Genomic DNA, 12766 nt, shown 5'->3' on the forward strand with positions numbered 1-12766 from the left:
ATGATTGACCACAGCCAACAAAACGGCCCAGGTAAAAGCGTACTTGGCGCCGGGCAGCGAATTCTGACCGTTTTGGTCAGAATGGTGGAGACGCGCCTGAGGCTGGCGGTCGTGGAGCTGGAGGAAGAAAAGTCAAACCTCCTCCAGATTATGCTGATGCTTGGCCTAACGATGATTTTCACCGCTTTTGGCCTTATGTGCCTAATGGTGCTCATCATCTGGGCCGTAGATCCCCAGTACCGGCTATATGTTATGGCCGGCACTACGGGCCTACTGCTGTTACTGGCGTTGATCCTTGGGATCTGGACGCTGCGTAAAGCTCGCCGCTCCACGCTGTTACGTCACACCCGAAACGAACTGAAGAACGATCGCGAACTTCTGGAGGAAAAGGAGTGAGCAGTAGCCGACGAGAACGCCAGCAGCACACCGCAGAGCTGTTAAGTCGTATACAGCAACAGCGTCTCGATTTTAACGCAGGCTGTCAGGACTGGCTGGCCCTGATGTCGCCTTACGATCGCGGTTGGAAACGCGTCTTGAATCTTCGCGCCTGGCTGGTTGCTGGCAGCGGAGTAATGGCCATCTGGAGCGTACGCCACCCTCGTTTCCTGATGCGCTGGAGTAAACGCGGCGTTGGAGTCTGGAGTACGTGGCGCCTGCTACGTAATACGCTCAGCCGCGTGCGCCAATAGTTTGTTTAAGCAGCTCTTCGGAGCTGCTTTTTTACCGCTTGCATCCTACCTGTACGCCCACCCGCCTTGTTTATAAATAATTTGGCTCAGGCTTTCAGGGGCAAAGGCTAGCTAACGCCACGGCTTTGTCGTCTTTACGTCCGCACGGCACGCCTGCCCGATGAATAATATCCAACCACTGAAAAACACTGCCGGTAATACGCGTTGTTCAGCCTCGCAGCTGGATAAATCCCAGAGTTCATCATGCCACCAGGCTGCGTTCCTTACATCACGGCACCCTGTAAGCGCCAATAATTTAGCTTATCGCACAGGCGTTTGGCGGGCGTAAAAAAGCCGGCCTACTGGCCGGCTGTTATTTTCGCTCAGGAAGAAGTACATCAGGCGCGCTTCATCATGAGCCAAAGACTTATCAGCAGGAAAGTCGCGCTTGGCAATATCGCTCCCAGTAACGGCGGGATGTGATACACCAGGCTGAGCGGCCCGAAAATCTGATCCAACACATAGAACACAAACCCGCAGCTAATGCCTGTTACTACGCGCACACCCATTGGCACGCTGCGCAGCGGCCCGAAGATAAATGACAGAGCCATCAGCATCATTACAGCGACGGAAATCGGCTGGAATATTTTGCCCCACATATTTAGCCGATAGCGGTCTGCGTCCTGACCGCTGGATTTCAGATAGGTCACATAATTGTGCAGCCCGCTGATGGAAAGCGCATCCGGATCCAGAGCGACAACCCCCAATTTATCCGGCGTCAGATTTGTCTTCCAAATGCCGCTAATTGTTTGGCTACCGCTAATTTGCTTACCGTCGCGCAGGTTGGATTCATCTACCTGAGACAGCTTCCACACCTTCTCCTGCGCATCAAATTTGGCCGCCGCGGCGTAACGCACTGACTCCAGCCGGCGCGCTTTATTAAAGCTATAAATGCTAATGCCAGATAGCTCATTATTCTTCTTCACGCGCTCGATGTAGACATAATTGGTGCCGTCCTTCGCCCACATGCCCTGCTGGGTGGAAAGCAGGGACCCACCGTACATCATCTGTGCGCGATAATTGCGCGCCATTTGTTCGCCCTGCGGCGCCACCCATTCACCGATAGCCATAGTGAACAAAACCAGTGGAATAGCCGTTTTCATCACGGATGCGGCCACCTGCATGCGCGTAAAGCCAGACGCCTGCATCACCACCAGCTCACTGCGCTGCGCCAGCATGCCTAAACCGAGCAGCGCGCCTAGCAGCGCAGCCATTGGGAAAAAGATCTGAATATCTTTCGGCACGCTCAGCAGCGTATACATACCTGCCCCCAGCGCCGTATAACCGCCCTGACCTGCTTTTTTTAACTGATCGACAAATTTTATAATGCCGGACAGCGATACCAGCATGAATAATGTCATCATGATGGTATTAAAGATGGTTTTCCCGATATAACGATCGAGTACGCCAAATCCAAACATTACGCTGCTCCTTTTAAAAAGCGCGCGCGAAATCTGCGCATTGGCACCGTATCCCACACATTCAACAACACAGCCAGCGCAAGGTAGGAAAGGTTAACTACCCACATCCATATCATGGGATCGAGTTTTCCTTTCCCACCGTTGGATTTAAGCGACGTTTGCAGTAAGAAGAAAATAAGGTATAGCAGCATCGCGGGCAGCATCGATAAAACGCGCCCCTGGCGCGGATTCACTACGCTCAGCGGCACTACCATCAGCGCCATCATCACCACAGCAAAAACCAGCGTAATTCGCCAGGTTAATTCTGCGCGCGCCTTATCGTTATCCGTACGCCAAAGCGTATACATATCCATTTGATCGGTATCATCAGGATCCAGCGTCACAGCCTGATGGCCGACAATAGCCTGGTAATCCTGAAAATCAGTAATGCGAAAGTCACGCAGCATCGCCGTGCCTTCAAAGCGCGTGCCTTTATTGAGCGTTACCACCTGAGAACCATCTTTGCGCAGTGAAAGTTCACCGGAATCAGCCACCACGACGGACGGCCGGGCATTACCTTTAGGGCGAAGCTGCGCCATGAACACATCGTGGAAACGGCTCCCTGAGACGCTTTCAATGAACAAAACGGCGCTGCCGTTTTTCGTTTGCTGAAACTGCCCTTGCGCCAGCGTTGCCATGCCGGGATTCGCTTTCGCCTCTGCCAGTACTTCATCCTGATGACGGGAAGACCAGGGGCCAGCCCACATGACGTTGACCGCGGCAAGAATGCCGGTAAAAAGCGCCAGAATCATCGCCGCTTTTACCAGTACAATGCGGCTAAGCCCGCACGCGTGCATAACGGTAATTTCACTCTCGGTATAGAGCTTACCGAACGTCATCAATAACCCTAAAAAAAGGCTGAGCGGTAAAATAAGCTGAGCCATTTCGGGTACGCCAAGGCCCAGCAGTGAAAGGACCAGGTTGGTAGGGATTTCGCCGTCAACGGCAGCGCCTAATATCCTGACAAGTTTCTGACAAAAAAAGATCAGCAACAGGATAAAAAGGATAGCCAGTTGGCTTTTGAGCGTCTCCCGGACAAGATATCTTATGATTATCACACTAAATACGCCTGTGAAAACGAGTCTTTTTGCAGGAAAATTACTTGTTTCATCGCTTATACGTCATTTATTCTCATGGATCGTCGAAAACCTCGCTAAGATATCTATACTTAGCCGTTTCGCCCCGTACAGTTCTGACGTGCCGAAACCGTTATAACATTCGTCAAGATTAACACGAAGTCATCACAACAGCGGACAAATGCGTCACGTAAGTCGACAATTCTATACTGCGGCCTCCGCTGTTGTCTTTAAGATTCAGGAGAGTAGTGCATGGAGTTCAGTGTAAAGAGCGGTAGCCCCGAGAAACAGCGGAGCGCCTGCGTCGTTGTCGGCGTTTTTGAACCGCGTCGCCTGTCCCCGGTAGCCGAACAGCTCGACAAAATCAGCGACGGCTATATCAGCGCTCTTCTGCGCCGTGGGGAGCTGGAAGGAAAAGTGGGTCAGACCCTGCTACTCCATCACGTGCCCAATGTCCTGTCAGAGCGCATTCTCCTGATTGGCTGCGGCAAAGAGCGCGAACTCGACGAACGCCAGTATAAACACGTTATTCAAAAAACGATCAACACCCTAAACGACACCGGCTCAATGGAAGCAGTCTGTTTTTTGACAGAACTGCATGTTAAGGGACGCAATACCTACTGGAAAGTGCGGCAGGCCGTTGAAACAGCAAAGGAGTCCCTTTATTGCTTCGATCAGCTTAAAACGATTAAAAGCGAACCGCGCCGTCCGCTGCGTAAAATGGTGTTTAATGTCCCTACCCGCCGCGAACTAACCAGCGGCGAACGCGCCATTCAGCACGGGCTGGCGATTTCTTCAGGCATTCGGGCTGCCAAAGATCTTAGCAATATGCCGCCGAATATTTGTAATGCCGCCTATCTCGCCTCGCAGGCACGCCAGCTTGCTGATGCATTTAGCCAGAATGTTGCTACCCGCGTGATTGGCGAGCAACAAATGAAAGAGCTGGGTATGCATGCCTACCTCGCCGTAGGCCAGGGCTCACAAAATGAATCGCTTATGTCCGTGATTGAATATCGCGGCAGTAATGACCCCGATGCGCGCCCAATCGTGCTGGTAGGCAAGGGGTTAACGTTCGATGCCGGCGGTATTTCACTAAAACCCGCGGAAGGCATGGATGAAATGAAATACGATATGTGCGGTGCCGCCGCCGTCTACGGGGTAATGCGTATGGTGGCAGAACTTCAACTGCCGCTTAATGTTACCGGCATCCTGGCGGGCTGCGAAAATATGCCCGGCGGGCGCGCTTATCGCCCCGGCGATGTATTGACCACAATGTCCGGTCAAACGGTCGAGGTGCTGAATACCGATGCGGAAGGCCGCCTGGTTTTATGCGACGTGTTAACCTACGCCGAGCGTTTCGAGCCTGAAGTGGTTATTGATATCGCAACGTTAACCGGAGCCTGTGTTATTGCGCTTGGCCACCATATTACCGGTTTGATGGCCAACCATAATCCGCTGGCCCACGAATTAATTAGCGCCTCTGAACAGGCGGGCGATCGCGCCTGGCGGCTTCCGTTAGGCGATGAATATCAGGAACAACTGGAATCAAACTTCGCAGATATGGCGAATATTGGCGGCCGCCCCGGCGGCGCGATTACCGCCGGCTGCTTCCTGGCACGCTTTACGCGCAAATATAACTGGGCGCACCTGGATATCGCGGGCACGGCCTGGCGTTCCGGCAAGGCAAAAGGCGCAACGGGCCGACCAGTGGCTCTGTTATCTCAGTTTTTACTGAACCGCGCAGGTTTCACGCACGAAGAATAAGTCGTTCTTGACTAGCGGCGGGATGTCTTTCAATTCCGTCGCTGCCGCTCACCTCGACCAATATAAACATACGCCCCCTAATTTTTATTACATAAAAAACCAATCTCGATACTCGCGTTATAAAACAACCCCCTCTCTACGCATATATCCCTTTTCACGCCGTCATTTGCATAGCCCCCGTCTCAAAATCCACCCATTGTAGAAAACGCGTTATCCCCTTTTCCTCCTGAATAACCACATACTCCAGAATGCTAATCAGGCCCAGGCTTATCCAGCGCCATAATGCCCATTATGGGATGAAGAAATCGTCATAACACACCCTTGGTTAACCATCTGGTAAAAGCTTTTATTGAAGCAGCCATATTAAAAATCTCTTCCTCTCCTAAGTTTCGAAACAATATCTGTTGACCATCTATATCTTAAGATATAGCATGCAATGCATCGTAAGACAGCATCTTAAGATATAAAAAATGAACTACCCTATAAGGAAAACGTTATGTACAACTCAAAACGTAAACGTCACTCTCATCATCATTGCCACCATCATGACCACCATGACAGAGATGCGCATTGCCGGTACTTTATGAAGCAAATGCGGGAGCGATACGACGACAATATGCATACTCTTTTGTGTGAAGAAGACGCTCATTTCGCTTTCCATCATCACGGGATGATGGATCAGTATAACGGCGATATGCGCCATTCACCCTGTGATGAAAACGATCGTCACGCATTCCATCACCCTGCGATGATGCATATGCCAGGCCATCGTAATCGAGGAGTTCACGCAATGATGCGCATGATAGGCCGTCGTGGCCGTGGAATGTTTGGCAATTCACAGAGTGAAGACGGATTCTCCGGGCATCGGGGGCGACCGCCTTTTCTGCGCGGACGTAAATTCAGCGCAGACGAGCTTCAGTTACTGCTACTCGATCTGCTTAAAGAAAATGACAGCTACGGCTATGAGCTAATTAAACGGCTGGAAGAAAAAAGCGGCGGTTTTTATAAGCCCAGCCCGGGCGTGATTTATCCGGCGCTGACATGGCTTGAAGATGTCGGCTACGTTACCGTACAACCAGAAGGCTCTCGTAAACGCTATGCGCTGGCGCCAGAAGGTGCGGCCCATCTCACGGCCAATCGGTCATTTGTCGACGCCCTGATCGAACGCCTGGAAAAATTCGCCCGCCAAATGGACTCCGTGGCGCAGGCTATGCGAGAAGAGCGTCAGCCGTTTACGCCAGAACTCATGGAAGCCGTTCATGCACTGCGCGCGCAAATTCATGAACATCACCACAGTAATGAAGATGTCCAGCGCCGGGTCGCTGCGATTTTGCAGGATACTCTGGCACAGCTCAAAAACATCGACGCCTGACGCCGCCCACTCCCCGCGATAACTCCCCCGAAGCGCCGCACATCTGGTATTATCTTTTTTTCACGGTATGCGGCCTTTATACCCGCCGGCGCATTGCGTCAGGCGGGAAATCAGCGCCGTTATACCATAGCCTTGTTAGACATCAGCGCACATCATCATGAAAAATGCCACGTTCTACCTTCTGGATAGCAGCGAGCAGTCGTCCGGCCTGAATGCCGTTGAACAACTGGTCTGTGAACTGGCCGCCGAACGCTGGCGTGCAGGTAAGCGCATACTTATTGCCTGCGAGGACGAACCGCAGGCGATCCGCCTGGACGAAGCGCTGTGGGAACGCGATCCGCACAGCTTTGTCCCGCATAACCTGGCCGGTGAAGGTCCACGCGGCGGGGCGCCGGTTGAACTGGCGTGGCCGCAGAAACGCAATAGCGCACCGCGCGATCTGCTAATCAGTTTATTGCCGGATTTTGCAGACTTTGCCACCGCTTTCTATGAAGTGATAGACTTTGTACCTAACGACGAATCCCTGAAACCGCTGGCCCGAGAACGCTATAAAGCCTATCGCATCGCCGGTTTTCATCTGACTACGGCCACCTGGGCGGCCCCGGAATGACAGCAGAAATGGAAAAGACATATAACCCGCAAGATATTGAACAGCCGCTCTATGAGCACTGGGAACAGCAAGGCTACTTTAAACCCAACGGCGATAAGAGTCAGGAAAGCTTCTGCATCATGATCCCGCCGCCTAATGTCACCGGCAGCCTGCATATGGGGCACGCCTTCCAGCAAACTATCATGGATACCATGATTCGCTATCAGCGCATGCAGGGGAAAAATACCCTGTGGCAGGTCGGTACAGACCACGCCGGCATCGCAACACAAATGGTAGTAGAGCGGAAAATCGCCGCTGAAGAAGGCAAAACACGGCATGATTATGGCCGCGAAGCGTTCATTGATAAAATCTGGCAGTGGAAAACCGAATCTGGTGGCACCATTACTCGCCAAATGCGCCGTCTGGGTAACTCTGTCGACTGGGAACGCGAGCGTTTCACGATGGATGACGGCCTGTCTAATGCCGTTAAAGAAGTATTCGTTCGGCTATTTAAAGAAGACCTAATCTATCGCGGCAAACGCCTGGTAAACTGGGATCCTAAGCTGCGCACCGCCATCTCCGATTTGGAAGTGGAAAACCGCGAATCTAAAGGCTCCATGTGGCACCTGCGCTATCCTCTGGCCGACGGCGCAAAAACCGCCGACGGTAAAGACTATTTGATAGTTGCGACCACTCGCCCGGAAACGGTTCTTGGTGATACCGGCGTGGCCGTCAACCCAGAGGATCCGCGCTATAAAGACCTGATCGGCAAATTTGTTATACTGCCCCTCGTTAATCGCCGCATTCCGATCGTTGGCGATGAGCACGCCGATATGGAAAAAGGCACTGGCTGCGTAAAAATTACGCCTGCCCATGACTTTAACGACTATGAAGTCGGTAAACGTCATAAGTTGCCGATGATCAATATCTTGACCTTTGACGGCGATATCCGCACGGCGGCGGAAGTCTTCGACACTAACGGGGAAGAATCCACCGTTTATAGCAGCGATATTCCGGATGAATTCCAGAAGCTGGAGCGCTTTGCCGCACGCAAAGCCATTGTTGCAAAATTCGACGAATTAGGTCTGCTGGATCAAATCAAACCCCACGACCTGACCGTGCCCTATGGCGATCGCGGCGGCGTGGTAATTGAACCGATGCTGACCGATCAGTGGTACGTGCGCGCCGCCGTACTGGCGAAACCGGCCGTTGAAGCAGTGGAAAACGGCGACATTCAGTTCGTACCTAAACAGTATGAGAACATGTATTTCTCCTGGATGCGCGATATTCAGGACTGGTGTATTTCGCGCCAGCTTTGGTGGGGCCACCGCATACCGGCGTGGTATGACAGCGAAGGCAATGTTTACGTTGGGCGCAGCGAAGCAGAAGTTCGTCAGGAAAATCAGTTGAGCGCCGATGTAGCTCTGCGCCAGGACGAAGACGTGCTGGATACCTGGTTCTCCTCCGGGCTGTGGACCTTCTCCACGCTCGGCTGGCCGGAAGATACCGAAGCGCTGCGTCAGTTCCACCCGAGCAGCGTCATCGTGTCCGGTTTCGATATTATCTTCTTCTGGATAGCCCGCATGATCATGCTGACCATGCATTTCATCAAAGATGAAAACGGCAAACCACAGGTGCCTTTCCATACTGTCTATATGACCGGGCTTATCCGCGACGACGAAGGGCAGAAGATGTCCAAGTCCAAGGGCAACGTTATCGATCCGCTGGATATGGTGGACGGTATCGAGCTGGAAGCCCTGATGGAAAAACGTACGGGTAATATGATGCAGCCGCAGCTGGCAGAGAAAATTCGCAAGCGCACGGAGAAACAGTTCCCGAACGGTATTGAACCGCACGGTACCGATGCGCTGCGCTTCACGCTGGCTGCGCTAGCTTCAACCGGCCGCGATATTAACTGGGATATGAAGCGCCTGGAAGGCTATCGTAACTTTTGTAATAAATTGTGGAACGCCAGCCGCTTTGTGCTGATGAATACCGAAAATCAGGACTGTGGATTCAACGGTGGCGATATGACGCTGTCGCTGGCGGATCGCTGGATCCGCGCTGAGTTTAACCGCACCGTTAAAGCCTACCGCGAGGCGCTGGATAACTATCGCTTCGATATTGCTGCCAATATTCTGTATGAGTTTACCTGGAATCAGTTCTGTGACTGGTATCTGGAGCTGACTAAACCGGTAATGAATGGCGGAAGTGAATCCGAGCTGCGCGGTACGCGCAATACGCTGGTTAATGTTCTGGAAGGCCTGCTGCGCCTGGCCCATCCTATTATTCCGTTTATTACGGAAACCATCTGGCAGCGCGTAAAAGTGCTGAAAGGCATTACGGCAGATACCATCATGCTGCAGCCGTTCCCGGAATATGACGCCACGCTGACTGACGATGCCGCCGTTTCCGATACCGAATGGCTCAAGCAGGCCATCATTGCCGTGCGCAATATTCGTGCGGAAATGAATATCGCGCCGGGCAAACCGCTGGAGTTATTACTGCGCGGCTGCAGCAGCGACGCCGCTCGCCGGGTTAATGAAAATACCAGCTTCCTGCAAACGCTGGCGCGCCTGGAAAGCATTAGGTTACTGCCTGCCGATGATAAAGGCCCCGTTTCCGTGACGAAAATTATCGACGGCGCCGAACTGCTGATCCCGATGGCGGACCTGATTGATAAAGAAACAGAACTGGCCAGGCTGGCAAAAGAAGTCGTCAAGATTGAGACGGAAATAAGCCGCATCGAAGGCAAGCTATCTAATGAAGGCTTTGTCGCCCGTGCGCCACAAGCCGTTATTGCCAAAGAGCGCGAGAAACTTAACGGCTACATAGAAGCAAAAGCGAAACTACTCGAGCAGCAGGCGATCATCGCCGCGCTTTAATGCATCATCCTCCGGGGAACGGGCGAAGTATTTACCCGTTCCCTTTTGCAAGGCCGCATGTAACGAAAAGGGCGCAATAGCGCCCTTTCTCTTTCGCTGCCTTAACGATAGCAGAGTCATTAAGATCTTTAACGAAAACGGTAGTTTTAACAATATCATTCACCTTCAGTCCAGAGACCTCGATTTTCACCGCCAGAGTATTTCTCTCTGGAAAGCCACTTTCCCACTCAGTTCATATCTTGCACCTGCACGTCGCGGGTGTTATTAGTTGCGTTACTGACACACTAACCCTCACACCAAATCGTATGACGCTTTCCGTTGATCTCTCCACTCAATTACACATGCGTCGGCTGCGCGCCGATGATAATGCCGCTATCGCGCGGGTTATCCGCAATGTCTCCGCAGAGTTTGGGCTTACCGCCGATAAAGGCTACACCGTCGCCGACCCTAATCTCGATATTTTGTATACACAGTACCAGCGCCCGCGCCACGCTTACTGGGTGATAGAACAGCACCAGCAGGTTATCGGCGGCGGCGGTATTGCGCCACTGGCGGGTGGTAAAGACGATATTTGCGAACTGCAGAAAATGTACTTTTTACCGCAGGCGCGCGGTATGGGGCTGGCAAAAAAGCTGGCGTTAACGGCGCTGGATTATGCCCGTGAACAAGGGTTTACGCGCTGCTACCTGGAGACTACCGCCGCGCTGGTTCAGGCTATCGCGCTCTATCAGCGATTAGGATTCGACTTTATAGATACACCGTTAGGGCAAACGGGGCATACGGACTGTGAGGTGAGAATGCTGAAAACGCTGTGACGGGCTTTCTGGCACTCTTGAGCACTCGCAATCCGCATCGCTCTTTGATGATGTAATCCCGCGTTCTGCAGATTAAACATCGTGAGATGTGACCGAGATACACAGAAACGCTGGCTCGCAAAAATGGCATGAATTTACAGTACGAAAGCGCCCTGGACGGTATGAAAAATAAAGGCAGTATCCGCAACGGGAAGCTCAGCGGCTTCGGCAAAGCGGTGCCAAGATGTTTTTCAATCATTTAGCGCCAGGCAGAATGCTCTTCCAGGGCGAGCGGACAGACTGTGCTAGCGGTGAATGGCCGGACAGCGATAAAACGCACGGCGCCGCTCCCCCGTTTATCTTTTCCTGCTACGCCCTGTGCATGCCCCAACCGCGGTGGAGCGGGGCTATTCGCCAGACGGGGATATCTTTAAGGCGCCTTTGACTGCGAATGCCCCATCGCCACTAATGTTCGAATTATCCCCGCAGCCCGTTCCTGTGGCAGCTTCAGCACCTGCTGCCACATAACCTGCGTCATGTCACATACCTGCGCCTCTTTACCCTTTGCTTCCTGCGGCGCCGTTATTAGCGTTAGCGCATTACCGTAGCGTTGTTCCAGCTCCTCCATAATCGGCTGCAAATCACGATATGCCCGCGCCTGTTCATTCAATGCGGGCGTGTGTTGCCCGGGGCCGTATGACGCGCGCAGCATTTCAGCATCTGCCGCCATTCGACGCTGAGACACTGCCTCAGGCAGCGCTTTAGGGTTAAACCCTCCTTTTACCGCAGGAAACAAAAAGCGAAAGCAGGCGTCTGCTCCCAACTTTTCAATCTGCGCCGTCTGCTCCAGGCTGGCCTGCATGAAGCGCACTACATTGATATCCGGCGCCCTTTGCAAACGCTCCGTCAATAGTCCCTGAATGGTCGGCTGTAGCGTTTCTATCACCGCTCGCTGAGATTTCCCCTGCTTGCCCAGTGCCAGCGCCTGCTGGCGTAAGGCGGCAAAAATAGCCGGTTCCTTTTCTCTAATCGCCTGTAATAGCGGCGCTTTCGATACCAGAACGTCAAACGGCGCCTCTTGATGCTGCGGATCGCCGCCCTCACTGATGGGCAGGAAACGAGAAACATTTAACAGCGGCCACACCACCACGGCCAGTGCAATAAAACATGGCGCCAGCCACTTTCCCGCCTGATGGCCTTTACGCCATATCCAGAATGCCAGTAGCAATACGGCGACGCAGTAGATACTTAACAGACCGTTCATTACATTCCCTATGGTGTGGATATCGCGTACAACGCGCCTGAATTCAATATTACCGCCGTGCGCACCGGCAACTTATGTCGGAATGCCGCTATGAAAACGAAAAAGGGGATCCGGCGTTGAAATAAGCCGGGCTTCAGCGGCCCCAATCATACTTATGCGTTCGTCCACTTGCTGTGGCGAAATCAACCGCGCCAGCGCCAGATAATCCTGATAATGGCGCGCTTCCGATCGCAATAACGATAAATAAAACGCTTCAAGCTGTGCATCAAGATAGGGTGCCAGCGCGGCAAAGCGCTCGCAAGAACGCGCTTCGATATAGGCTCCGCAAATCAGTTTATCTACCAGCGCCGCCGGCTCCCAGGTGCGTAATTGCGTTAATAAACCGCGCGCATAGCGACTGGCGGTAATTTTGATATACGGGATATCGCGGGCGAGCATGATTTCTCTAACCTGCCAGAAATGGTGCAACTCTTCTTTAATCAGTGGCACCATTTTATCGATAAGCGCCTGTTCCCACAGGGCTTTCGTGCGCGGCATCGCGCTTTTAGATATCTGTTTGTGGAGCGCCGCGAAGTCTGGTTCGGGACCGGATCGAAAGGTAAAATCTTCATACGGCTTCAGGCCATCTAATAGCGCCTGAGCGCTTCGTTCATCCGCCACGTATTTGCGGATCAGTAACATTGCCGTCTGGGCAGCTTTTAACTCACATACCATGTGATCCGTTAGCAATAGCGCAAGATTTTCTGGTCGACGCGCCTCATCAATCCACGTCTGCGGCGTGGCGCAGTGTAAAAACTGGCGCGCAGGCGCAAGTAGCTGTTGATAATTCATTGA

General features: G+C 52.7%; 11 protein-coding genes and 1 pseudogene. 7 read left to right on the forward strand and 5 right to left on the reverse strand.

Annotated elements, in window-relative coordinates:
• Both SFA31_RS01105 and SFA31_RS01110 read left to right on the forward strand, forming a co-directional pair.
• Entirely contained in the window at positions 1-396 is a 396-nt protein-coding gene (locus SFA31_RS01105) for a phage holin family protein (protein ID WP_322836335.1), read from the forward strand.
• On the forward strand, positions 393-689 hold the full coding sequence (locus tag SFA31_RS01110) for a YqjK-like family protein (protein ID WP_322836336.1): 297 nt from the start codon (positions 393-395) through the stop codon (positions 687-689). Before SFA31_RS01105 ends, SFA31_RS01110 begins: the two co-directional genes overlap by 4 nt.
• A 377-nt stretch (positions 690-1066) precedes the next feature.
• On the opposite strand, the gene lptG is transcribed toward SFA31_RS01110, so the two are convergent.
• Together lptG and lptF are read right to left on the reverse strand one after the other, a co-directional pair.
• On the reverse strand, positions 1067-2149 hold the full coding sequence (lptG, locus tag SFA31_RS01115) for an LPS export ABC transporter permease LptG (RefSeq protein WP_322836337.1): 1083 nt from the start codon (positions 2147-2149) through the stop codon (positions 1067-1069).
• Positions 2149-3246, reverse strand: a complete 1098-nt coding sequence (gene lptF, locus SFA31_RS01120; protein ID WP_322836338.1) for an LPS export ABC transporter permease LptF — start codon at positions 3244-3246, stop codon at positions 2149-2151. Before lptF ends, lptG begins: the two co-directional genes overlap by 1 nt.
• Positions 3247-3516: 270 nt before the next feature.
• On the opposite strand from lptF, the gene pepA reads away from it, so the two are divergent.
• From pepA to SFA31_RS01140, 4 genes are all read left to right on the forward strand, one after another.
• Positions 3517-5028 carry a leucyl aminopeptidase gene (pepA, locus tag SFA31_RS01125; protein ID WP_322836339.1) on the forward strand — a complete coding sequence of 504 codons (1512 nt, stop codon included), beginning with the start codon at positions 3517-3519 and terminating at the stop codon, positions 5026-5028.
• A gap of 496 nt (positions 5029-5524) precedes the next feature.
• Positions 5525-6400, forward strand: coding sequence for a PadR family transcriptional regulator (locus SFA31_RS01130; protein WP_322836340.1), 876 nt, complete (start codon positions 5525-5527; stop codon positions 6398-6400).
• Between the two features lie 157 nt (positions 6401-6557).
• Positions 6558-7010, forward strand: coding sequence for a DNA polymerase III subunit chi (locus tag SFA31_RS01135; RefSeq protein ID WP_322836341.1), 453 nt, complete (start codon positions 6558-6560; stop codon positions 7008-7010).
• Between the two features lie 8 nt (positions 7011-7018).
• Positions 7019-9874, forward strand: coding sequence for a valine--tRNA ligase (locus SFA31_RS01140; RefSeq protein WP_322836342.1), 2856 nt, complete (start codon positions 7019-7021; stop codon positions 9872-9874).
• An 88-nt stretch (positions 9875-9962) separates the two neighbouring features.
• Here SFA31_RS01140 and SFA31_RS01145 read toward each other — a convergent pair.
• Positions 9963-10058, reverse strand: a pseudogene (locus SFA31_RS01145) (reactive intermediate/imine deaminase); the annotation flags it as partial.
• Positions 10059-10179: 121 nt separating this feature from the next.
• Between SFA31_RS01145 and SFA31_RS01150 the strand changes: the two are divergent.
• Positions 10180-10689 carry a GNAT family N-acetyltransferase gene (locus SFA31_RS01150; protein WP_322836343.1) on the forward strand — a complete coding sequence of 170 codons (510 nt, stop codon included), beginning with the start codon at positions 10180-10182 and terminating at the stop codon, positions 10687-10689.
• 409 nt (positions 10690-11098) lie between these two features.
• On the opposite strand, the gene SFA31_RS01155 is transcribed toward SFA31_RS01150, so the two are convergent.
• Both SFA31_RS01155 and miaE read right to left on the reverse strand, forming a co-directional pair.
• Entirely contained in the window at positions 11099-11932 is an 834-nt protein-coding gene (locus SFA31_RS01155) for a topoisomerase II (RefSeq protein WP_322836344.1), read from the reverse strand.
• A gap of 72 nt (positions 11933-12004) precedes the next feature.
• The gene (gene miaE, locus SFA31_RS01160; RefSeq protein ID WP_322836345.1) at positions 12005-12763 is read right to left on the reverse strand and encodes a tRNA isopentenyl-2-thiomethyl-A-37 hydroxylase MiaE; all 759 of its coding nucleotides are present in this window, start codon (positions 12761-12763) and stop codon (positions 12005-12007) included.
• Positions 12764-12766 lie beyond the last annotated feature (3 nt).

The organism is Erwinia sp. HR93 (genome assembly GCF_034555055.1).
GTDB lineage: Bacteria > Pseudomonadota > Gammaproteobacteria > Enterobacterales > Enterobacteriaceae > Apirhabdus > Apirhabdus apintestini.

Coding starts and splice junctions, on each gene's coding strand:
- SFA31_RS01105 (WP_322836335.1), top strand. CDS start 1: ATGATTGACCACAGCCAACAAAACGGCCCAGGTAAAAGCGTACTTGGC.
- lptG (WP_322836337.1), bottom strand. CDS start 2,149: ATGTTTGGATTTGGCGTACTCGATCGTTATATCGGGAAAACCATCTTT.
- pepA (WP_322836339.1), top strand. CDS start 3,517: ATGGAGTTCAGTGTAAAGAGCGGTAGCCCCGAGAAACAGCGGAGCGCC.
- SFA31_RS01130 (WP_322836340.1), top strand. CDS start 5,525: ATGTACAACTCAAAACGTAAACGTCACTCTCATCATCATTGCCACCAT.
- SFA31_RS01135 (WP_322836341.1), top strand. CDS start 6,558: ATGAAAAATGCCACGTTCTACCTTCTGGATAGCAGCGAGCAGTCGTCC.
- SFA31_RS01140 (WP_322836342.1), top strand. CDS start 7,019: ATGGAAAAGACATATAACCCGCAAGATATTGAACAGCCGCTCTATGAG.
- SFA31_RS01150 (WP_322836343.1), top strand. CDS start 10,180: ATGACGCTTTCCGTTGATCTCTCCACTCAATTACACATGCGTCGGCTG.
- SFA31_RS01155 (WP_322836344.1), bottom strand. CDS start 11,932: ATGAACGGTCTGTTAAGTATCTACTGCGTCGCCGTATTGCTACTGGCA.
- miaE (WP_322836345.1), bottom strand. CDS start 12,763: ATGAATTATCAACAGCTACTTGCGCCTGCGCGCCAGTTTTTACACTGC.